The 22,654-nt window shown below is 68.1% G+C and carries 17 protein-coding genes; 9 read left to right on the top strand and 8 right to left on the bottom strand.

The annotated features are described in order from the left end of the window. Nucleotides 1-5: 5 nt before the first annotated feature. From ABOZ73_RS07010 to ABOZ73_RS06975, 8 genes are all read right to left on the bottom strand, one after another. Nucleotides 6-1,211: a cytochrome P450 gene (locus ABOZ73_RS07010; RefSeq protein ID WP_369061857.1), complete on the bottom strand. Its 1,206-nt coding sequence runs from the start codon at nt 1,209-1,211 to the stop codon at nt 6-8. A gap of 8 nt (nt 1,212-1,219) precedes the next feature. Continuing rightward, a complete protein-coding gene (locus ABOZ73_RS07005) occupies nt 1,220-2,791 on the bottom strand; it encodes a tannase/feruloyl esterase family alpha/beta hydrolase (protein ID WP_369061855.1) in 1,572 nt (523 codons plus the stop codon). Beyond that, on the bottom strand, nt 2,785-5,481 hold the full coding sequence (locus ABOZ73_RS07000) for a TonB-dependent receptor plug domain-containing protein (RefSeq protein ID WP_369061853.1): 2,697 nt from the start codon (nt 5,479-5,481) through the stop codon (nt 2,785-2,787). Before ABOZ73_RS07000 ends, ABOZ73_RS07005 begins: the two co-directional genes overlap by 7 nt. Nucleotides 5,482-5,594: 113 nt before the next feature. Next, a complete protein-coding gene (locus ABOZ73_RS06995; RefSeq protein WP_369061852.1) occupies nt 5,595-7,001 on the bottom strand; it encodes an MmgE/PrpD family protein in 1,407 nt (468 codons plus the stop codon). Continuing rightward, on the bottom strand, nt 6,998-8,047 hold the full coding sequence (locus ABOZ73_RS06990) for a hypothetical protein (RefSeq protein WP_369061850.1): 1,050 nt from the start codon (nt 8,045-8,047) through the stop codon (nt 6,998-7,000). The genes ABOZ73_RS06995 and ABOZ73_RS06990 overlap by 4 nt, the downstream gene beginning before the upstream one ends. After that, on the bottom strand, nt 8,044-9,207 hold the full coding sequence (locus tag ABOZ73_RS06985; RefSeq protein ID WP_369061849.1) for a CapA family protein: 1,164 nt from the start codon (nt 9,205-9,207) through the stop codon (nt 8,044-8,046). Before ABOZ73_RS06985 ends, ABOZ73_RS06990 begins: the two co-directional genes overlap by 4 nt. A gap of 171 nt (nt 9,208-9,378) precedes the next feature. Beyond that, nucleotides 9,379-10,215 (bottom strand): hypothetical protein, encoded by an 837-nt coding sequence (locus ABOZ73_RS06980; protein WP_369061847.1) that lies wholly within the window; start codon nt 10,213-10,215, stop codon nt 9,379-9,381. Further along, nucleotides 10,212-11,807, bottom strand: a complete 1,596-nt coding sequence (locus ABOZ73_RS06975) for a hypothetical protein (protein ID WP_369061846.1) — start codon at nt 11,805-11,807, stop codon at nt 10,212-10,214. The genes ABOZ73_RS06980 and ABOZ73_RS06975 overlap by 4 nt, the downstream gene beginning before the upstream one ends. A gap of 55 nt (nt 11,808-11,862) precedes the next feature. On the opposite strand from ABOZ73_RS06975, the gene ABOZ73_RS06970 reads away from it, so the two are divergent. From ABOZ73_RS06970 to ABOZ73_RS06930, 9 genes are all read left to right on the top strand, one after another. After that, nucleotides 11,863-12,018 (top strand): hypothetical protein, encoded by a 156-nt coding sequence (locus ABOZ73_RS06970; protein WP_369061844.1) that lies wholly within the window; start codon nt 11,863-11,865, stop codon nt 12,016-12,018. Between the two features lies 1 nt (nt 12,019). Beyond that, nucleotides 12,020-12,871: an MFS transporter gene (locus ABOZ73_RS06965; protein WP_369061842.1), complete on the top strand. Its 852-nt coding sequence runs from the start codon at nt 12,020-12,022 to the stop codon at nt 12,869-12,871. After that, nucleotides 12,868-13,320 carry a hypothetical protein gene (locus ABOZ73_RS06960; protein WP_369061841.1) on the top strand — a complete coding sequence of 151 codons (453 nt, stop codon included), beginning with the start codon at nt 12,868-12,870 and terminating at the stop codon, nt 13,318-13,320. Before ABOZ73_RS06965 ends, ABOZ73_RS06960 begins: the two co-directional genes overlap by 4 nt. Nucleotides 13,321-13,426: 106 nt before the next feature. Next, entirely contained in the window at nt 13,427-15,745 is a 2,319-nt protein-coding gene (locus tag ABOZ73_RS06955) for a TonB-dependent receptor (protein WP_369061839.1), read from the top strand. Nucleotides 15,746-15,884: 139 nt separating this feature from the next. After that, nucleotides 15,885-17,336: an aldehyde dehydrogenase gene (locus ABOZ73_RS06950; RefSeq protein WP_369061837.1), complete on the top strand. Its 1,452-nt coding sequence runs from the start codon at nt 15,885-15,887 to the stop codon at nt 17,334-17,336. 66 nt (nt 17,337-17,402) lie between these two features. Continuing rightward, on the top strand, nt 17,403-18,242 hold the full coding sequence (locus ABOZ73_RS06945; protein ID WP_369061835.1) for a p-hydroxycinnamoyl CoA hydratase/lyase: 840 nt from the start codon (nt 17,403-17,405) through the stop codon (nt 18,240-18,242). Between the two features lie 6 nt (nt 18,243-18,248). Further along, the gene (locus tag ABOZ73_RS06940) at nt 18,249-20,405 is read left to right on the top strand and encodes an acetate--CoA ligase family protein (RefSeq protein WP_369061833.1); all 2,157 of its coding nucleotides are present in this window, start codon (nt 18,249-18,251) and stop codon (nt 20,403-20,405) included. 31 nt (nt 20,406-20,436) lie between these two features. Continuing rightward, a complete protein-coding gene (locus tag ABOZ73_RS06935) occupies nt 20,437-21,318 on the top strand; it encodes an amidohydrolase family protein (RefSeq protein WP_369061831.1) in 882 nt (293 codons plus the stop codon). Further along, nucleotides 21,315-22,646, top strand: coding sequence for an MFS transporter (locus ABOZ73_RS06930; protein WP_369061829.1), 1,332 nt, complete (start codon nt 21,315-21,317; stop codon nt 22,644-22,646). Before ABOZ73_RS06935 ends, ABOZ73_RS06930 begins: the two co-directional genes overlap by 4 nt. Nucleotides 22,647-22,654 lie beyond the last annotated feature (8 nt).

The following is a 22,654-nucleotide window of genomic DNA, read 5'->3' as shown; positions in this document are numbered from 1 at the left end:
ACCCCTTATCGGGCCTCCAGCGACAGCGGCACGGACAGGGCGCCGATCTCGGGGAATCGGGTCGGGGTGATCTCGCCAACGACTTCGAAGCGGCGCGTGCGGGCCAGAAGCTCCTCCATCATCACCCGAAGCTCCAGCCGCGCCAGGGCGCTGCCGGCGCAGCGGTGCGCGCCGACGCCGAAGGCGACGTGTTCGCGGATGTTCGGCCGGTTGAGGATGAACTGGTCGGGGTTCTCGAACACCGTCTCGTCGCGATTGGCCGAGGCGTAGACCAGGGCGATGGGCTCCTCAGGCGCGATGTCGCGGCCGCCGATGGTCACCGGCTCGCGGGCCGTACGGCAGAACCCGCGATAGGGGGTGTAGAGGCGCAGGAACTCCTCGATCGCAGCCGGCATCAGGCTGGGATCGGCGCGCAGCTGATCTTGCAGCGCCTGGTCCCGCGACAGGTGCACGCACATGCTGCCCACGTGAACCATGGGCGCGACGATGCCGACCACCAGCACCTGGCGGATGGTGCCCAGGATCAGATCGTCGGGTAGCGGCTCGCCGTCCTGTCGCGCGGCCAGCAGGGCCGAGGTCGGGTCGAGATCCGGATCGCGCGGGTTGGCGCGGCGCTCGTCGATCAGCGCCCGGGCGATGGCGTAGAGCTCGAGGCTGGTCGACTTGACCACCTCGTCGATCTTCGACTGGACGGCCAGGTTGAACGCCCGGCCGACAGCGGCCAGGCGCACCGCATCCTCGGCCGGCATGTTCATCCATTCTGCGAACACCCGCACGGGCAGGTAGCTGCCGAAGTCCGTGCAGATGTCGGCCTTGCCGGCGGCGATCAGAGGATCGAGCATCTCGCCCGCCAGCCTGCGGATCATCGGCTCCAGAAGGTCGGCGCGGTCCTGGGTCAAAAGCGGATTGAGCGCGCGGCGATAGGGGGTGTGCTCGGGCGGATCCAGGTGCAGGGGCGGGCGGCGTCCGGTGAAGGCGACCTTGGGCACCACGTTCTGGACCGTGGTTGTGAAGGTCTTGTGGTCGGCGGCGGTGCGCACGACGTCGTGGTAGCCCATCAACGCCCAGAACCCGCCCCAGGCGTCGCTGTGCGCCACCGGGCAGCCGCGGCGCAGGCGGCCGTACTCCTCCCAGGCGCTGTCGAAGGTCTCCGGCGCCAGAGCGTCGAAATCTTGCGGGACCGAAGAGAGCGATTGGACGTCGTCAGCCATGGGAACGCTTACTCCTTGTCGCCGTCCGCCGGGGCGCGGCAGACGAAACTGTCGGCGCTGTCCGGATCGCCGACGCCATTGTAGACCGCCGCCTGCGGATGCGGGCAAAGCTTGCGGGTGAAGATCGTTCTGCCGGCCTCGATCTTAGAGGCCCGCAAGTCTTGCGGCGCCTGTCCCTCTTCGACCCAGCGCACGAGGGCCGACAGGGCGTTGGAGCGCGGGTCGTCCGCGGTGACGCGGTCGCCGGCCTGGCCGAAGCGGTCGGCGCCCGGGCCGCCCTGACAATGCAGCATGCCGGGCGCCAGATAGAGGCGGGCGAAATCGGGGCCGCCGGCCTTGGCGACACTGGCCTTGGCGGCCTCCACATAGGCCGTTGTCGGTTGCGGCAGGGTCGCTGGGTCGATGAGCCCGTGATAGACGATCAGCTTGCCGCCGCGCTTGGCGAAGGCGGCCACGTCGGTCTTCTCGGCGGCCATGGTCGGCAAGCCCTTCCAGGCGGGCGGGACGTCCTTGTCGGGATCGAAGCCGATCGGATTCCAGTTCGCGTCGCCGTGCGCCAGATGGCCAAAGATTGATCGGGCCAGGGCGGGCGGCGGGCCCGGCCTTGGGGTGACCCCAGGCAGCAGGCCCGGATCGACGTCGCGTCCGCCCACAGTGAGCGGCGCACTGATCGCCTGCACCGTCGCCAGTTGCTTGGGCGTCAGGCAGACCGACGATGCGGTGGTTCCGCAGGCCAGGGAAGCGGGATCGAAGCGGCAGGCGGCCGGATTGGCGACGACGCCGTCGGTCACGCCGTCATCGGTGTCGCAGGCCTTTACGGCGGCCTGTCCTATGGCGTCCCAGGCGGCGGGCGAGACCGCCGCGTCCGGATCGCGCAAGGCATGCAGGGAGGCGCCGAGATGGCGCGCCGAGAGCGTGACCAGATCCAGCCCCGGAGCACCGGCGATCACACCGTCATAGTCGGCGGGGAAATCCTGCACGACCTTGAGCGCCTGGCGCCCGCCGCCCGAGCAGCCGATGAAGTAGGCGTGCCGTGCCGGCTCGCCGTAGAAGCGGGCGAGCATGGCCTTGGAGACTTCCGCCAGGCGGTGGTGGGCGACATTGGCGTAGTTGGCGACCTTGCGCGGATCGGCCACCCAGGAGACGTCCTCCAGACTGTGCCCGGTGTCGGTCGAGGCGGCGGCGAAGCCGAGGCCGACCCCGCGCGCCATGTCCGTATAGTTCAGATAGCCGGCGTTGCCGCCGACTCCCGTGCCCAGGAAGCGGCCGTTCCAGCCGTCCACGGGCAGCCACACTTCGAAGCCGACGTCGCCTTCGATGCGGCCTTGCACCCGGCACACGCTCGCCGCCACCGGCTGGGCGTTTCGGTTGGAGACCGCGGGACTTGTCCAGGCGGCCGGCGTCAATTGCGCGGCGTCCACCTGGACGCCCCTGAAGGCGCCGGCGGCGGCGAGCGCGGCGCACCGGTCGGCGGCCCCGCCCGCCGGCGCAGCCGTTGAGGCCGCCGCGCCGGCGATGGGGGCGGCCGGCAGGAGAAGGACGGCCGCGGCCGCCCCCGCGAGTGCGGCGCGCCTCACCATTGCTTGGCGATGCTGAAGTTCACGAAACGGCCCATGGCGCTGGCGTTGGCGCTGTCGAAGGCCATCAGACCGTTGATGACCACGGGCGGATCCTCGTCGAAGACGTTCTGGGCGCTGACCGCCAGGCGCACGCCCTGCAGCAGCCTGGAGCTGCTCTGCACGACATAGGCGGCGGTCAGGTCGACGGTGGTCCAGGCGTCGACCTTGGCGTTCGGCGTCACCAGGGTGTTGGTGTAGGAGCCCACGTGATTGACGAAGCCGTCCAGCGACCAGCCATCGCGGCTCCAGCCGGCGGCCAGACGCACCCGCGTGCTGACCGGATTATTGATGGTGTCCAGGACATCCACGAAGTTGGAGCCTGGCAGAAGCGAGGTCTTGGCGCTCAGGATCTCGGTCCAGTCGCCGCGCACGCGCCAGTCGCCCAGGCCGGTGGTGAAGTCGTACTGGGCCGAAAGGTCCAGGCCGGTCTGCTTGAAGCCGCCAAGGTTCTTGCGGCGGCTGTCGACGATCAGCACGAAGTTGCCGAAAGGCTCGGGCGTGCCCTTGTAGAACGGCGAGGCGTAGATATCGGTCAGAAGAGCAGGGCTTGGATTGCGCGTGATGTATTGGCCCAGCAGCGTCGGGTTCGCCAGGGTGGTGGCGTAGGGCAGGGTATCGATGCGGTTCTTGTAGTCGACGGCGTAGTAAGTCGCCGACAGCTTCAGGCCGGGGACCGAGGTGGGGGCGAAATCGCCGCCAACCGAGATGGTCTCGGCCTCTTCCGGCGAGATCCCAGGGCGGCCGCCCAGAAGCTCGATGCCGTGGCTGAGGCCGTTGGCCTGGGTCGAGCGCGGATCAATGAAGTCGACGACGTTGTAGGTGCCGCTGCCCGCCGCATCGATGTCCTTGAGCGTCGGGGCGCGGAACGAGGTGCCGTAGCTGGCGCGCAGGGACAGCGAGGAGACCGGATCCCAGGTCAGGCCGATCTTCGGATTGGTGGTGCGGCCGAAGTCGGAATAGTCCTCGTATCGCGCCGCCGCCGACAGCACGAGGCGCTGGGCGAACGGCATGGCGTTCTGCGACCCGATGAGCGGCACGAAAATCTCGCCGAACACCGCCTTGACGTCGCGCGTGACGCGGCTGTGCAACGTTGTGACCGGCGCGGCCGTGGTGGTGTTGCGCACCTGGTTGGAGCGGCCGCTGGCCCAGTAGGCCTCGGCGCCCAGCGCGGCCTTGACCGCACCGCCGGGCAAGTTGAACAGCGTGCCGCTGACCTTGAAATTGAAGTCGTCGAGAATGTAGCTGGTCTTTAGGTCCGAGAAGCCGATCAGTCGCGCCAGGGTGGCGGGGTTCTGGGCCACGCGGTCCCCGAACGGATTGAAGGCGGTCGCCGGATTGGTGTCGGCCAGGACGGAGGGCAGGTTCACCGTGCGCAGCTGGCCTTCGGCGCGGCGCCCGGAATCGGAGCGGCTGTTGGCGAAGGACGCCTCGGCGATCCAGTCGCCGAACAGGTCGTACTTCGCGGCGATCGCGTTCTGGAACACCGACTCGCGGCCATGGCTGTACGAGGCGAAGTCGTTGACGAAGTCGTAGTTGACCGTCACCGAGGCCGCCGCCGGATTGGTCGGGTGCACGAAGAACGGGTTGGAGCGCGGCACCACCAGCGCCGCCACGGCGCCAGCCGCACCCGCGGCCGAGCCGCCGCGGTTCTTGAAGTCGCGCGTGCCGTAGAAGCCCTCGTAAGAGACCGACAGGCGGTCGGTCAGTTCCTGGCGAACGGACAGGACGACGCTCTCGCGGTTCTGACGAGCCAGAAAGTCACGGCTCTGGGCCGGATCGCCCAGGTTGGATGTGCCGGCCACCAGGCGGCTGGGCGACAGGCCGACCCCATTCTGGCCAGTGGGAATGGCGTAGGTGACGCCGCTGACCACGATGGTGCCGGGGTTGGCGTTGGTCACCCGGCGGTCAGGGCCGCCGAAGGGGCGAAGATCGGCCGACAGGAAGTCGCGATCCGCGGCGTCCAGCGGCGTGCGCTCGAAATGCTCGTAGGCGAAGAAGACGTCGCCGCTGCTCCAGGTTTTGCCGAAGGTCTGGCCGAACTGATATTGCTCGACCCCGTCGGCGAAGCCGGCGCTGGCCGAGGTGCGGGCGCCGTCGAAGCGGCTCTGGAAGATGAAGTTGACCACGCCGGCAACGGCGTCCGAGCCGTAGATGGCCGAAGCGCCGTCGGCGACGACCTCGACCCGCTGCAGGGCGCCGCTCGGGAACATCGATACATCGTTGAACTGCCAGTCGACGCCGCTGGGCGACAGGCGGCGGCCGTTGAGCAGGACCAGGGTCGAACCGGTGCCCAGGCCGCGCAGATTGACGCCGGTGCCCTGGGTGACGTTGGCCGCCGCGTTCTGGGTCTGGCCGCCCTGGCCTTCCTGAGCGCCGAGGCTGATGAACTGGGGCAGGGCGCGGACGATGTCGGCGGTGCTGACCACGCCGGAGGCCTGCAACTCCTCCTGACCGATGGGACGCGAGGGCGCGCCGACCGGGGCCACGCCCCGGATCGAGGTGCCGGTGACCACGATCTCCTCGACGGCCGTGTCCATGGGCTGATCGGCCTGGGCCAAGGCCGCGCCGGGCGCGATGACGGCGGCGGCCAGGGCGCTGGCGCAAAGCCATTGGGTCTTGCGCCGGACGGGCGCGACGAGCGGATGGTTCATGTTCTCTCCCCGAACGCCATACCGCTGTTCAAGCAGCGGTTTTCGATGAGGCGTCTCTGACGCAACGTCATCGGCGATGCGCAAATTGTCAAGAACCGAACTGTTTGTTTATGCTACAGTATGTCGGCCTCGCCGGCCATCACGGCCAGCCGCCCGCCCGGCCGCTCGATCCGATCCAGGGTGAGGATCGTCTCGCTCAGGCTCCGGATTTGTTCGCTCGCAAGGGCGCGGCGGGACAGGCGCGCGCAGGCGGTGAACTTGGCGAGGATGTCCTGCTCGCTCATTGGATTTTGCGGGGCCCCCAGCGGATGGCTGATCCGCCTGTGCAGGCGACGGCCTGAACGCAAGACCAGGCCAAGTTCCCCGGATGCGGCGTCAGCCAGGGTGGCGGCCGGATCGAGGACGTAGGAGAAGCGCGCCGCCAGTTCCAGGATCGTGGGATCCACCAGTCTGGAGGGACCGTATGTGGCCAGCGTCACCTCGCCGTCGATCAAGGCGGCGGCGGTGGAGAACGGCAGGCTGAACTTGGCGTCGATGGCGGTCTTGGGCGCGCTCTTTTGCGCCGCCGGCTCGGCCAGCATCTGCTGCACCTTGCCGCCGGTGAACACCATGGCCTCCACCTCGTCGGCGGTGAATCCGTGCTCTCGCTGCAAGGCCAGGGCCGCCTCGATGAAGGCGTGGGTTCCACGGCAACTGGGCCAGGGCTTGAAGCTCAGGCGCTCGCCGCTGAAACGGCTCCCCAGATCATCCAGGATGATGTCGGGGTCATACTGGCCCTGTGCGAACAGCGAGAAGAGGCCCGCCTTGCCTTCAAGTGCGCCGTCGAAACCCAGGACGCCGCGCTTGGCCAGCAGGGCGGCCAGCAGGCCGGCATGAGCGGGAAAGGCGTCGCGGACCGAGCGCAGGGTGGAGCCCGGCGCGGTCTTGAACTGCGCGGTGGCCGTCGCCTGGTTGAGCGCCAGCGCCAGGGCGTTGACCGTCTCATCCTCGTTCAGCCCAAGGAGCCTGGCCCCCACCGCCGCCGCTCCAAAGGTGCTGAGGATCGGCGGCGGATACCAGCCGGCCTCGTCCGGATTGATCTTCAGCGCCAGGCCGAGGCGACAGACCAGATCGCAGCCGACCGCCAGCGCGGTCAAAAGCTCCTGGCCCGAGAGGTCCAGGTGCTCGGTCAGGGCCAGGGCCACCGGAACACAGGCGGCGTTGGGGTGGATCGGCGCGCCGTCATAGGCGTCCTCGAAATCCAGGGCGTGGGCCGCGGCGCCGTTGACCAGCACCGCCCCCAGGATCGAGCTCTTGAATCCGAACCCCGCGACGCTGGCCTGAGCCGCGCCTCCGGTCTCGGCGACCGTGTCGGCGAAGGCCGCGACCCCCTCGCCCAGGCGGCTCGCCGCCAGGGTCACGCCTACGGCGTCCAGCAGCGAAAGGCGGGTCATCCTCAGCGCTTGAGGCGACAGCTGTTCGAACCGGCTGCCAGCGATGTGTCGGGCGACCTGCCGAGTAAGGCCTTCGCCTGAGCTCACGACGGCTCCTCGGTGGCGGCCTGAAGCTTGGGCGAAACCGGCGCGCGGCGCTTTTCGAGCAAGGGGGCGACCGACAGTAGGACGACGGCGGCGATCATCAGCAGGGCGCCGGCGATCTCGGCCGAGGTCGGCATCGGCAAGCCGAACGCCATGGCCAGGATGAAGGAGGCGGCGATCCCGGCCACGATGCTCGCAGAGCGTTCCATCGGCACGCAGAAGGTGTTTTCACGCGGATTGAGCAGGATGACGGCGGCGAAGACCGAGACCACGAACAGCAGGGCTGAGAGCACCAGGATCGGCCAGATCTGCGCGCTTCCCCAAACCCCAAAGAAGCCGAAGGAAAGCTCCGAGGCCTGACCGCCCAGCCCCAGCAGCGGGATCATGGCCAGGAAGACCACGGCCATGGGAATGCCGATCAGCTTCTCCTCGACGAAGTAGCGCTTGATGCTCTCCGGATCGCCCGACTTGGAGACGCGGGTCATCACCGCCAGGCGGCCAAAATAGCCGATGGTGTAGAGAACGATGGTGCCGATCGCCAAGGGCGGCAGGTGCAGCCCGCCGCGCTGGCGGATGGTCAGGAACAGGCCGATCGCCACCAGGCCCAACGCCACCCACGAGTACCACGCCACCTTGCGGCGGAAGGCGATGTCGACCAGCGGCGCCAGCAGCAGAACGTCGCCGCGCATCAAAAGCTGGATGAACGGGATGCTCACGCCCTCGAAGGTCAGCGACATCGGCACGGTGAACAGGACCAGCGCCGTGCAGACGCCCGACAGGAACGTCCAGCGCGTGGGGAAGGGCACATCCAGTCCCAGCAGCCGGCGCTGGTTGGCGGCGCGCCACCAGCCCGACCAGGCGATGAAGATGAAGGTGAAGACGCCGCTGACGATCAGGGTGGCCGGCAGGATCTCCAGTCCGGTCAGCGGCCTGCCAAGCGCCGCCGCCGGGCTGCTCGACAGCTGCTTGGTGATGACCATGTAGGGAATGTAGGTCAGCATGTAGAGCGCGACGACGACCAGCAGGGGCGTCCGGTTGAGCAGGTTCATCGGGCGGTCTCCGCGGCGGGGGTGGAAGGGGCGTCGAGGTCAGGCTGGGCGTCGACCAGCACGGTCTCCCCGCTTGGCGTGAAGCGGGCGTTCAGCCCGGCCGCCTGACTAGCCCAGCGCATGTAGTCGACGATCTTGTCGAAGCGCTCGTCCCCCGGCTTCATGATCTCGGGCTGCGCGTCGCGATTGATGAAGGCGGGCAGAAAGCCGACATTGGTCAGGCCCTGCGCGGTGGCGTCAGCGGTGACAACCATGGTCATGCGCGAGTCCGGCGGGAAGTTGTAGAGGCTGCCGAAGTCGGGCTCCCAGCCGGGGCTGAGAGCCTGGATTTCTCGAAAGCCCTTTCCCTTGGCGTGCTCGGGCGTCATGCGCAGATCGATGGCGAAGTTGCCCATCGAGTAGAAGATCGGCTTGCCGCGATAGACCTCGACCCCCTTCAGGATGTGGGCGTGGTGGCCAAGGATGATGTCGGCGCCTGCCTCGACGGCGGCGTGCGCGACCTCCTGCTGATAGTCGGCCAGGACAGCGGGGATGAAGTGGATGCCCCAGTGTATCGACACCGCCACCACGTCGGCTTGCTGACGGGCGGCCTTGATGTCGGCGGCCATCGACGCCAGGTCGTCGCGATTGGCGTAGGTGTGGACGCGGCAGGGGGTGCCCGGCTGATCGGGCTCGATCTGCTCGTAGATCGTCCAGGCGCGCATGGGCGCGCATCCAGGCCGATCAGCTTCGGCCCAGTAGTTGGCCGGCAGAATGGAGTTGTAGGCGAGGAACGCGACCTTGATCCCGTTGGCCTCCTGGATCACCGGCGTGCGCGCCTGCGCGATATCGGCCCCCACCCCCGCCACGTCCAGGCCCGCGCTCTTGAGGTTGTCGATGGTGTCGAAGAAGCCGTCTCGGCCCCAGTCCATGCAGTGGTTGCCGCTGAACGACACGACGGTGAAGCCGGCGTCCCTCATCGCCGCGGCGCTGGAGGCCTTGGCGCGATGGGTGTGGCGCACCTGGGGCAGGCGGGCGCCGCGTTCGGTGAGGTTCACTTCCAGTTGGGAAAAGGCGATATCGGCCTTGCGAAGTTCGTCGCGCACCAGAGCAAAGCACTCGCGCGGGTCGTCACGGTCTGGCCCGATGTCGGCGACGGCGTAGAAGCGCGCGCTGCTCATGGCTGCTCGCCGATCCGGCGCGAGGCTGCGCCCAGCCCTGATGAATTGGTGACGATCACGCTTGTATCTCCCCACGTCCGCATGAGCGTTGGCCGCTCGGCTGGATTGTTATGAAGAAATACTGTTTGTGATATATACAGTTGTCAATCGGCGGTTCGTTGAGCGGGGTGGTCAGGGCTCGACGGTCACCGTGGCGGCGCGGGCGCGCCAGTCCTCGCGGCCGTCGGGCGTCGGGGGCTCTTCGCTGACCTGAGTGATGATGCGCTCGGGCGCGAAACCCAGACCCGAGATGATCGTCGTCAGCTTTTCGGCGCGCCGACGCCCCATCCCTGGAACTTCATTCAGGACCTGACCGTCATCGAGCCGGCTGGCGGCGCGCTGGGTGCGGATCGTCACCCGTCGCGCCTTGATCGCCTTGGCGTAATCGACGAGCGCCACCAGTTCGCCCAGTTGCGGCCCCACGCCGCGATCGCTGTCGAACAGGTAGTCCAGGGTCAGGCTGCGGGTCGGATAGGGCTTAAGCGGCAAGGGCGGCGGTGGAGCCGGCGGTTGGGTCATCGGCAGGATGGAGAGCGCCGGTTCGCGCTCGGCGCGTTCGGCCAGCTCCTGCAGTCCGGTGCGCCGCTGCACCACGCTGAAGGCCGAACCGGCCGCGATGGTGGTCTTGCCGTCGAAGGGCAGCAACACATTGCACTGCGGCGACAGTTCGCGAAGGGGCGTGAACCGCCCTTCCAGCTGAAGGCCGCCGCACAGGTGGGGCTTGTCGGTCACCACCCCTTCGACCAGCACCTGATGGCCCAGTTCCGGACCGCCGGTGTCCGGCGGATTGAGCAGGGCGAAACTCTCGCCCCTGTGCTCGGCGAAAAAGCAGAGGTCGGTGTCGGGCCCGGTGTCGCGGGCGACGGGGCAGGCGATGAAAGAGACGGCGTCGCCCGGCGCCGGCGCGGCCAGGGCGTGGGTCGAGGCGAACGCCGCCGTCAGGGCGAGGGCCAGGGCGCGGGGGATCACAGCGTCCTCATGAAGTTGACGAGGTCCTGCTTGTCGCGCTCGCTGTAGCCGATGTTGAACCGGCGGTCGTAGTAGTCGACCAGCTCGCGAAGATTGGCCGCCGAGCCGTTGGTGAAATAAGGCGCGCGCGCCGCCAGGCCGCGCATCTGCTGGGTCATGGTGCTGCCCACATCGACGCACTTGCCGGTGATCAGCGCCCGGCCCGGGTCGTAGGTGTAGATGGTGCGGCCCAGATAGGCCTGGGGCGGAGCCGACGCCTTGCAGGTCACCTTGAACAGCGGCAGGTCCGGCCGGTCGTTGGTCGGGTGGGTATTGAGGCCCAGGTCCATGAATCCCGGCGCCAGGTCCATGCCGGCCAGCAGGGTGTTGTGGCAGCCCGAGCCGCAGGAGCGCTTGAAGGGGTTGCTCAGCCCCTTGGAATTGTACTGGCCCACATCCTTGATGATGAACCGGCGGCGCCAGAAAATATCCGCCCCGCGCGCCGCCGAGGCGCGAAAGTCGCGGCGGGCCTGCTCGGCCTTGTTCGCGCCCGGCAGGGCGGCTTCATCCAGCCACGGTTTGAAGCTGCCGAAGATGCGGTTGACCGCGTTGTTGGCCAGATGGGCCGGGGCTCCATCGGCCAGGGCGCGTGGGCCAAGGCCGGGCGGCGCGCCGTCGCCGGTCAAGGCGCCGCCGTCGATGTCCTGGACCTGGGCGACATAGATCTGCTTCTCGAAGGCGATGATCTTGTCCAACTCGGCGCGGCTGGGGGCGCCGACCTTCTGCAGGTGGTTGACCGCCGCCTCGACCGCCTGCGTGCGCAGGGTCGGCTGGCGGCCGTCCGACAGAAGCTGCATCGATACGAAGCCGCCCGTCTCGGGATCCCGAGGCAGGAGTGTTTTGTCGTTGAAGAAGAACTTGTCGTTGGGCGGCACGCCGTGCGGCAGCTCCAGCAGATACTTCACATTGGCCAGGGGGCGCGGCCGGCGGAAGACCGACACCATCGGGTTGTCGCTCTTCAGGCCAAAAACCGGGTCGGTGTTGCAGCCCGTCGGGTCGCGCACGACTTCGATGGAGAACTCCGGTTTCAGGACCGAGCCGTCGGCGGCGCGCGGCGGGAACGGCAGGAAGATGCGGAACAGCCCCTTCTCCAGCAGCAGCGAATGGGACCTGGGATCGCCCTGGGGCAGGCTGGGACAGTTTGAGCCGTCGACCGCCGCGAACAGCGGGTCCTTGCCGCCCGTCGCCGCCCAGCGCTCCTTGATGGTCGAGACCGACACGCTCATCGCGTCGCCCGGCTGGTGGCAGGTCACGCAGGCGCGGCCGTTGGCGCCCAGCGGCGTGAAGAAGGGATGGCCCTTGGTGCGGATGGGGCCGTCCAGATTTAGCACGCCCAGCCGACCGGTCTCGTTGGGATAGTCGGCCGACGCGGGCAGGACCCCGCCGGCGCCGGGCGAGGCCCAGTCGCGGGTGGCGGCGCCGGCCGCGCTGGCCGCTACAGGCGCGGTCTGGGCCTGCTGTTGCTGCGCGGGAACCTGCCCGGCCACGTCGCCCACCACCCCGGGCGCCTTGGAGCGATCGACGGCCGACGCGCCCAGCCCGAGGCCGAGCACGGACGCCCCTACACCAAGACAAAAGAGCGCGGATCGGGCCTGTGACGAGGTCAGCATGAAAGATACGATATTGTGCTTACTGTTTTTATGGCAAACGAATTTGCTGGGCGCGACGAACGCGTCCGAAACATCGGCGGCAAGCCGGGCGGATCGGGAGGAGACGATGACGATGATTTCCATGCGTGCGGCCGCGCAGGCGACGGGGGGCTGAGATGTCGGCCGCCCTCAATCCGGTCGAGCGCCGGCTTCGCGACAAGATCTTCTGGCGGCTGATCGCGCCGCTCACCTTCCTGATCTTCATGTCCTCCCTGGACCGCTCCAACATCGCCATCGCGGCGCTGGAGATGAACCAAGAGATCGGCCTGTCGCCGGAGATGTACGGCCGTGGCGCAGGCCTGTTCTTCTTCCTCGGCTACATCGCCCTGCAATATCCGCATACCGCGCTGCTGCGGCGTATCCACGCCCGCCGCTGGGTGGCGGGATCGGTGATCGTCTGGGGCGCGGTGGCGACCCTGATGGCATTCATCCGCACGCCCGAGCATTTCTACGTCCTGCGCTTTTTGCTCGGGATCGCCGAAGGGGGCTTTGCGCCCGGGGCGGCCTATCTGGCGGCGCTGTGGATGCCCCGCCGGTTCCGCGCCTCGGCGATCAGCGGCACCATGCTGGCCATCCCCATCTCGCAGGTGATCGGCGCGCCGCTGTCGGGCTGGCTGATGACGTCCGACCTGCACCTCTTCTCCCTGTCGGGCTGGCGCTTCATGGTCTTTGTCGAGGGCCTCGTCACCATCGCCTGCGGCGTCGCCGCCTATTACGTCTTTATCGACCGCCTGGAGGCGGCGCGGTGGCTGAACGATGAGGAAAAGGCGCTGGTCGTCACCGAGGCGGCCAGTGACCAGGCCGAGCGTTCCGGCCCCGCCGGACGGCTGCTTTTCCTTCGCAGCGGCTCTTTCTGGGCCGCCTGCGCGATCTGGTTCTGCCTGCTGGCCGGCGCCCAGGGTCTGATCTTCTGGATGGCCCAGGTCGTGCGCCAGGTGGCCGGGGCGCCCCCCTGCAGATCGGCGTGATCTCCGCTCTGCCGTGGGTCGGGGTGGCGGCCGGCATGATCCTCAATGCCTGGAACTCGGACCGCACCCAGGAGCGACACCTGCACCTGGGCGCCGCCGCCGTGCTTGGCGGCGCGTGTCTGCTGGGCGCCTTCCTGGTCGAGCCGGGTTGGCGGGCGGTGGTCCTGCTGTTGCTGGGCGGCTTGGGTCTGGGCGGAGCGCAGGGGGTGTTCTGGGCCATTCCGGTTTCGCTGCTGCGGCGTGAAGACACCGGCCCAGGCATCACCGTGGTTAACATGATCGGCAACACCGCCGGCATGATCATGACCCCGCTGGTGGGGATCATCCGCCAACAGACCGGCGACTTCGCGGCCACGATCTATCTGCTGTGCGCCATCATCGCCGTCGCCGCGGTCCTTGTTCTGGGCCTGCGGGCGGCCGCTTCAGGGCAGGCTGGTCGATCGGATTGATTGACAACCGTTTGCACTACAAACAGTATGACCTGGATCAAAAATGGGAGTCATCAAGGCTCCAGTCGTACCGCCTGAAGGCGGGGGGAACATCAGGGAGACGGCCTTGTCCAACATCACGAAGATCATGCGTGCGCGCACCTTGCTGCTTGCAACGGTCGGCCTGACCGCCTTGGTCGCCACGTCGGCCCAGGCCCGACAGGCCGCGCCGACCGCCGAGGCCTTCAACGGCGTCGAGGAGATCGTCGTCACCGCCCAGCGGCGCGAGACGCGTCTGCAGGACACGCCCGTCTCCATCACCGCCCTTGGCGCCGAAGCGCTCGTGGAGCGCGGCGTCACCAATCTGGGTCAGATGACCAACTTCGCGCCGAACCTTGAAATCCACCAGACCAACCGCCCGGCTGGCGGCGGCTCGGCGTTCGCCGCCTATATCCGCGGGGTCGGCACGGGCGACTTCCAGTTTCCCACCGATCCAGGCGTCGGCGTCTATGTCGACGACGTCTATCTGGCCCGTTCGGTGGGCGGCCTGCTGTCGCTGGAGGATATCGAGCGCGTCGAGGTGCTGCGCGGTCCGCAAGGCACCCTGTTCGGCCGCAACACGATCGGCGGCGCGATCAATGTGGTGACCACCCGACCGCGGGTCAGCGGCGAAGTGGGTGGTTTGCTGAAGACGCGTCTGGGCGAGTATGGTCGGCGTGACTACATCGCCAGCATCAACGGCCCCCTGATCGACGGCGCCTTGGGCGGCAAACTCACGGCCTCCTATCTGACCTCGGACGGCTGGGGCGAGCAGGCGCTTGATGGAGCTCCGCTTTCGGACGAGAAGCGTTTTATTCTTCGCGGCGCGCTGCTCTGGACGCCCACGGCCGACACCACGGTCAGCCTGAACGCCGACTTCACCGAACAGAACCAGCATCCGCCGCTGGGCCGCATCACCGGTTTCGCACCGACGGGCGCCACGATCGCCAAGATGGCGCGCTTCAACCAGTACGCCGCCGCGCCCGAAGCCGCGCGCCTGGGTCTGGCGCCGGGAAGCATCGTCGACGGCCGCTACGTGTCGACGGATGTCGACAAGACCTGGGACCGTCAGCCCAACTACGACGACAGCCAGATCGGCGGCGCCTCCTTGGTGATTGAACAGCGTCTGAGCGAGAACCTGAACTTCAAGTCGATCACCTCGGGGCGCACCATCTCGGCGGAGATCGGGGTCGATGGGGATCACACCCCGTTCTCGCTCCAGACCTCGCAGACCAAGCTCAACCAGCACCAGTATAGCCAGGAGTTCCAACTCTCTGGGCGCGCGTTCGACGACCGGCTGAACTTCATCATCGGTCTTTATGCCTTCAAGGAGCGGGGCAGCTCGGTGCTGTACACCGAGAGCTTCCACGGGATCTGGGAGAACATCCCCGTGGCGCTGCGTACGCCCGCGGACGCCGGCGACACCCTGACCTACTTCTACATGAACGCCGAAAGCTACGCCGCCTACGGCCAGGCTACCTGGTCGTTCACCGACAAGCTTGATCTGACGCTCGGCGGGCGCCTGAACAAGGACAAGAAGGACTACGCCTACTCCGTGTTCTTCACCCAGCGCGGCGCCACCCAGGTGCCGTTCAGCCGCGCCAGCGCCGAATGGGACAGCTTCTCGCCGCGCATCGGGCTGGACTGGCGCCCGGCCGACAACATTCTGGCCTACGCCTCCTATTCGGAAGGTTTCAAGAGCGGCGGCTTCGGCGCCTCGAACAACGCGCTGGTGCCGACGCCTCAGTATGAGCCGGAAGAACTGGCGGCCTACGAGCTGGGCCTGAAGACCGACTGGTTCAACCGCCGCCTGACCGCCAATCTGGCCGTCTTCCAGAGCCAGTACGACCAGATCCAGCTGACCGTGCAGTCGGTCGATCCGGTGACCAACGCCAACCTGCGCACCACCCGCAACGCGGGCAGCTCCAAGATCCGGGGCTTCGAAGCCGAGTTCGTGGCGCGTCCGACCGCCGACCTGAACCTCAACTTCAATGTCGGCTATGTGGACGCCAAGTTCGACGAGCTGGCGCCGGGCGCCCTGAGCAGCGGGTTCAAGCTGGACGACCGCGTGCCGCAGATACCCGACTGGTCGATCACCGGCGGCGCCCAGTACCAGTTCCACCCCGCCATCGGCGACATCACCGTCCGGGCCGACGTCTCGTACAAGGGCGACATGTTCCTGACCGCGGCGGATCCGACCTCCTATCAGGACAGCTACACCCTGGTGAACGCCCGCCTGGCCTGGGAGCCGGCCGCCTTCGACGGGCTGGAGCTGGCGGTGCAGGGGACCAACCTCGGCGACACTCGCTACAACATCTACCAAGCGACCCTGGCCCCCACCGGCAGCAAGGTGGAGATCCCCAGCGCGCCTCGTCAGATCTTCGTCGAGGCCCGCCTGAAGTTCTGATCCGGCTGGCGGAGCCCGCAGGGGCTCCGCCAAGCTTGCATCCAGCTGACGCGATTTCCTGTCTCGACCCTCCGCCTGACGCTTGCGGACCCCAAACAGGATTGATATGCCTCATAACAATAATTCTAGGGAGCCCGTCATGACCCAATCGAATGTGAGCCTCTTCATCGGCGGCCAGTCTCGTGACGGGTCGGCCAGCTTTGATCGCCTCAACCCGATCACCGGCGAGGTCGCCACCCGCGCCGTGGCCGGCACGGCCGCTGACGCCGCCGCCGCCGCCGCCGCCGCGGCCGCGGCGTTCCCCGCCTGGTCGGCGCTCGGCCCCAACGGCCGCCGCGCCAAGCTGATGGTCGCCGCCGGCGCCCTGGAGGCTCGGGCCGACGCCTTCGTCCAGGCCATGATGCACGAGATCGGCGCCACCGAGGGCTGGGCGCGGTTCAACCTGATGCTGGCCGCCGGGATCATCCGCGAAGCGGCCGCCATGACCACTCAGATCAGCGGCGAAGTGATTCCGTCGGACAAGCCGGGCTGCATCGCCATGGCGGTGCGCGAGCCGGTCGGCGTGATCGTCGGCATCGCCCCTTGGAACGCCCCGATCATCCTGGGCGTGCGCGCCGTGGCCATGCCGCTGGCCTGCGGCAACACCGTGGTGCTCAAGGCCTCTGAACAGTGCCCACGCACCCATGCCCTGATCATCGAGGCCTTCGCCGAGGCGGGCCTGGGCGACGGTGTGGTCAACCTGGTCACCAACGCTCCCAAGGACGCTGGCGAGGTGGTGGGCGCCCTGATCGACCATGAAGCCGTGCGCCGCATCAACTTCACCGGCTCCACGGCCGTCGGCCGCATCATCGCCAAGCGGGCGGCCGAGCATCTCAAGCCCGTGCTTCTGGAGCTGGGCGGCAAGGCGCCTATGATCGTCCTTGAGGACGCCGACCTGGACGAAGCGGTCAAGGCCGCGGCCTTCGGCGCCTTCATGAACCAGGGCCAGATCTGCATGTCGACCGAGCGGATCATCGTCGTCGAGGCGGTGGCCGAGGCCTTTGTCGAGAAGTTCAAGGCCAAGGTCGCCACCATGGCGGTGGGCGATCCGCGCGAGGGCAAGACCCCCCTGGGCGCCGTCGTCGACGCCAAGACCGTCGCCCATGTCGAAAGCCTGGTCGCCGACGCCGTCGCAGGCGGCGCCGTGCAGGTCAATGGCGGCCGCGCCGACGGCGTGCTGATGCCCGCCACCGTCATCGACAAGGTCACCCCGTCCATGAAGCTCTTCCGCGACGAAAGCTTTGGGCCGGTGGTCGGCGTCATCCGCGCTCGAGATGAGGCGCACGCCATCGCCCTGGCCAACGACACCGAGTACGGCCTGTCGGCGGCGGTCTTCACCAAGGACACCGCGCGCGGCCTTCGCGTCGCCCGCCAGATCAAGTCGGGCATCTGCCACGTCAACGGCCCGACCGTTCACGACGAGGCGCAGATGCCGTTCGGCGGGGTCAAGGCCTCCGGCTACGGCCGGTTCGGCGGCCGCGCCGGCATCGAATCCTTCACCGAGCTGCGCTGGATCACGATCGAGACCCAGTCCGGCCACTACCCCATCTAGGCATTGCAACGGGGCGGCCTGACCTTTGTCAGGCGCACCACCTCCCCCGCCCCATAAGGACAGACCATGACCACCGAACGTAGCGAGCAAGACACCGTCGCCTTTGTCGTCAAGGACGGCGTGGCTTGGGTGAAGTTCAATCGCCCCGAGAAGCGCAACTGCATGAGCCCCAAGCTCAATCGCCAGATGATGCGCGTCCTGGACGAACTGGAGTACCGCGAGGACGTGGGCGTCCTGGTGCTGACCGGCGAGGGCTCCGCCTGGTCGGCGGGCATGGACCTGAAGGAGTATTTCCGCGACACCGAGGCCCAGGGCCTGGGCGGCGTGCGTCAGGCCCAGCGCGAGAGCTACGGCTGGTGGCGTCGCCTGCGCTGGTACAACAAGCCGACCATCGCCATGGTCAACGGCTGGTGCTTCGGCGGCGGCTACGGCCCGCTGTTCGCCTGCGACCTGGCCTTCGCCGCCGAGGAGGCTCAGTTCGGCCTCAGCGAGATCAACTGGGGCATCCTGCCAGGCGGCGGGGCCTCCAAGGTCGCGGCCGAGCTGCTGTCGTTCCGCCGCGCCATGTACCACGCCATGATGGGCGAGAACGTCGACGGCAAGACCGCCGCCGAGTGGGGCCTGGTCAACGAAGCCCTGCCGCTGGACAAGCTGGAGGCCCGCGTGGCCGAGGTGGCCAAGGTGCTGCTGGGCAAGAACCCGGTGGCGCTGAAGGCGACCAAGGACGCCGTGCGCCGGGTGCGCGAGATGACCTACGACAACGCCGAGGATTTCCTGATCCGCGCGCAAGAGGCCGCCAACAGCTTCGACAACGACGGCCGCAAGGAAGGCATCAAGCAGTTCATCGACGACAAGACCTACAAGCCGGGCCTCGGCGCGTATGACAAGTCGCGTCAGAAGGCCTGATCGACCGTGACCATCCAGCCCTTGTCGCCGATCGCCCCGATGGATTCCTCGACGGACGCCGCCATCCCCATCCAGCGCCTGCTCTCGCCGCGCTCGGTGGTCATTGTCGGCGCCTCGCCCACACCCGGCGCCCTGGGCGCTTCGGTGCTGTCCAACCTGGTGCGCAACGGCTTCAAGGGCGACATCCATCTGATCAACCCGCGCCGCGATGAGATCGATGGGCGGCCCTGCCTCAAGTCCATCGCCGACCTGCCGTTGGGCGTCGACGCCGCCGTGCTGGCCATCCCGCGCGCCGCCGTCCTGGATGCGGTCAAGGCGCTGGCCGAACGCCAAGTGGGCGCCGCCGTGATCTTCTCCGCCGGCTTCGCCGAAGGCGGCGAGGAGGGCATGGCCGAGCAGCAGGAGATCGCCCGCGTCGCCAAGGCGGCGGGCATGGTGATCGAGGGGCCCAACTGCCTGGGCATGGTTAACTATGTCGACGGCGTGCCGCTGACCTTTGTCGAGACCCTGGCCGAACCCCTGGGCGATCGCGAAGGCGTCGCCATCGTCTCCCAGAGCGGCGCCATGGCGGCGGTCCTGGCCGTGACCATCGCCAGCCGCGCGCTGGGTCTGTCCTATTCGGTATCGACCGGCAACGAGGCCGCCAGCGGCGTCGAGGACTATGTGGAACACCTGGTGGATGACCCGTCCACCCGCGTGATCGCCATGATCGTCGAGCAGTTCCGCAAGCCGCGACGCTTCATGGCCGCCGCCCGCGCCGCGCGCGCCGCCGGCAAGACCATCGTGCTTCTGCATCCGGGCAAGAGCGCCGCCGCCCGCCAGTCGGCCGCCACGCACACCGGCGCCATGGCCGGCGACTATCAGGTCATGCGCACCCTGGTCGAACGCTGCGGCGTGGTCATGGCCGAGACGCTGGAAGAGCTTGGCGACATCGCCGAGATCGCCCTGCGCTGCCCGGTCGCCCCCAGCGGCGGCACGGTGGTGCTCGGCGAGTCCGGCGCCTTCAAGGCCCTGACCCTCGACCTTTGCGAAGAGCTGGATCTGCCGTTGCCGACCATCGGCGACGAAGATTCCCCCGCCCTGCGCGCGGCGCTGCCGGAGTTCGTCGGGGTCAGCAATCCGCTGGACCTGACCGCCCAGGGGCTGGTGGAGCCCGACCTCTATCACCGCACCCTGACCGCCCTGTTCGACGACCAGCGCTTCGGCGCCGTCGTGGTCGGCATCATCCAGACCGACCCTGTCACGGTGGGCATCAAGGCTCCGCCGATCCTGCGAGCGGTCAAGCAAGGCAAGCCCGGCAAGCCGGTGATCTTCGCCGGACTGGACGAGGGCGCGATCCTGCCCGAGGGCGTGGTGGCGCAATTGCGCGCGGCGGGTGTTCCTTACTTCCCGTCGACCGAACGCGCCCTGCGCGCGATCAAGCGCCTGAACGCCCACGCGGCGCGCAACCTCGACGCGGCCGATCGCGCCCGGGTGGACATGTCGGCACTGTCGGCGCGCGAAGGCGTGATCCCCGAACACGAAGCCAAGGCGATCCTGGCTCCCCTGGGCGTCAGCTTCCCCAAGGGGCGTCTGGCGACCACGGCGGACGAGGCGGTCGCCGCGGCGACGGCGCTGGGCTATCCGGTGGTGCTCAAGGCGCAGTCCGCCGACCTGTCGCACAAGAGCGACGCCGGCGGCGTCATCCTCGGCCTTGGGGACGCGCAAGCGGTCGCCGACGGCTGGGCGCGACTGCACGACAACATCGCGCGCCACCGCCCGGGCCTGTCGCTCGACGGCGTGCTGGTGGAAGCCATGGGCGCGCGCGGCGTTGAACTGATCATCGGCGCACGCAACGATCCTGACTGGGGGCCGGTCATCCTGGTCGGCTTTGGCGGCGTGCAGGCCGAGATCCTGCAGGACGTTAAACTGCTGGGGGCCGACCTGACGCGACAAGCCATCGTCGAGGCGATCCTGGGCCTCAAGCAGGCGCCGTTGCTCACCGGGTTCAGAGGCTCCGCGCCGCTGGACGTCGACGCCGTCGCGGCCATGGTCGAGATCGTTGGGCAGGCCCTGCTGTCGACGCCGCAGATCCGCGAGATCGATCTCAATCCGGTGGTCGTCTATCCCAAGGGACAGGGCGCCGTCGCTCTGGACGCCCTCATGCTGGTCGATCGACCCTAGCGGTCCCCCCTCGACGCCAGGAGACGCCGTCATGGCTCGCAGCGATTTCGAAAAGCGCCTGGCGATCGACTTTCATGTTCATGCCGAGGTCTCCTGCCACGATCCCGAGGATCCCGTCTTCGGCGAGTTCCTCGACGCCAGCACAGAGTACTTCAAGACCGAACGCCGACGCCCGACCATCCCCGAGACCATAGCCCACTATCGCGCCGCCAATATCGGCCTGGTGATGTTCACCGTGGACATGGAGGCCGGCCGCGGCATCCGGCGCATCCGCAACGAAGAAATCGCCCAGGCCGCCGCCGACAACAGCGACATGATGCTGGCCTTCGCCTCCATCGACCCGCACAAGGGCAAGCTTGGAGCGCTCGAAGCGCGCCGGCTGATCGAGGATCACGGCGTGCGCGGCTTCAAGTTTCATCCGCCGCTGCAGGACTTCGATCCCGGCGACCGGATGGCCTGGCCGCTCTATGAGGTGATCAACCACTACAAGCTGCCGGCCATCTTCCACACTGGCCACAGCGGCATGGGCACGGGGATGCCCGGCGGCGGGGGCGTGCGCCTGAAGTACGGCCAGCCGATCCTGATCGACGACGTGGCGGTGGATTTTCCCGACATGCCCATCGTCCTGGCCCATCCCAGCTGGCCGTGGACGGACGAGGCGCTGTCGATGGCGCTGCACAAGCCCAACGTGTTCATCGACCTGTCGGGCTGGAGCCCGCGCAAGTTCCCGCCGCAGATCGCCCAGTACGCCAACGGCGCCCTTGGTCATAAATTCCTGTTCGGTTCAGACTATCCGCTGATCGCGCCCAACAAGTGGATCGCCGCCTTTGATGAAGCCGGCTTTTCGCCCAAGGTGCGCGAGCCGATCCTCAAGACCAACGCGCTCAACCTGCTTTTCGGAGACGCTGCATGACCTCTTTCAACGGCTCTGCGGCGCTGGATGATCCGCGCGCCATAATGGCCAGCCGCCCCATGGGCGGGGCCCAGTGGCTGGCTGTCATCGCCTGCATCCTCCTCAACGCCCTCGACGGCTTCGACGTGCTGTCGATCAGCTTCGCCTCGCCCGGCATCGCCGCCGAGTGGGGTGTCGATCGGGCCGCCCTGGGCGTGGTGCTGTCGATGGAGTTGATCGGCATGGCCGCCGGCTCGGTGATCATCGGCGGCTTGGCAGACCGGCTCGGCCGACGCCCGATCATCCTGGGCTGTCTGGTGCTCATGGCCGTGGGAATGGGCCTGGCGCCCCTGGCCTGGGACCTGCCGTCCCTTTCGGCGATCCGCATGGCTACGGGCCTGGGCATCGGCGGCATGCTGGCCTGCACCAACGCCATGGTCGCCGAGTTCGCCAATGACCGCCGCCGCCACCTGGCCGTGGCGCTGATGGCGGGCGGCTATCCCCTGGGCGCGGTGGCGGGCGGGGCGGTGGCCTCCATGCTGCTGTCCGGCGGCGAGTGGAGACATGTATTCGTGTTCGGCGCCATCTGCACCGCCGCCTGCCTGCCGCTGGCCTGGATCCTGCTGCCGGAATCGGTGGGCTTCCTGACCAATCGTCGTCGAGCGGGAGACCTGGAGCGGGTCAATCATCAGCTGACGCGGATGGGCCATCCCACCGTCGCCGCCCTGCCGCCCCCGTCGCCCAAGGCGGTCAAGCCGTCGCTTGGCCAACTCTTCGCTCCGGGCATGGCGCGGGCGACCCTGCTGCTGACCTTCGCCTATGCGGCGCACATCATGACCTTTTACTTCATCCTGAAGTGGATCCCGAAGATCGTGGTCGATATGGGCTACGCGCCTTCGCTGGCCGGCGGCGTGCTGGTCTGGGCCAATGTCGGCGGCCTGAGCGGCGCGGTCCTGCTCAGCCTGCTGACCACCCGCATCAACCTGCGGCCGCTGGTCATCGGCGCCCTGATCCTGTCGGCGGGCTTCGTGACCTTGTTCGGCCAGGTGCAGGACGGCCTTGGCATGCTGGCCCTTCTCGCCGCCGTCGCCGGCTTCTGCACCAACGCCGGCGTGGTCGGGTTCTACGCCCTGCTCGCCCAGGCCTTCCCGACCACTCTTCGCGCCGGCGGCACCGGCTTTGCGATCGGGGTGGGGCGCGGCGGCGCGGTGCTGGGCCCGATCGTGGCCGGTCTGCTTTTCGCGCAAGGCCTGGGCCTTGGCCTGGTCGCCCTGGTGATGGCGCTGGGCTCGCTCATGGCGGCGGTCGCCCTGGTCGGCCTGCCTTCAAAGCCGGCGACGGTCGACTGAGATCGGGG

The sequence above is a fragment of the Caulobacter sp. 73W genome (assembly GCF_041021955.1).
In the GTDB taxonomy this organism is placed as follows: domain Bacteria; phylum Pseudomonadota; class Alphaproteobacteria; order Caulobacterales; family Caulobacteraceae; genus Caulobacter.
Note: the sequence above shows the minus strand (reverse complement) of the source record. Positions and strands in the feature narration are given on the sequence as shown.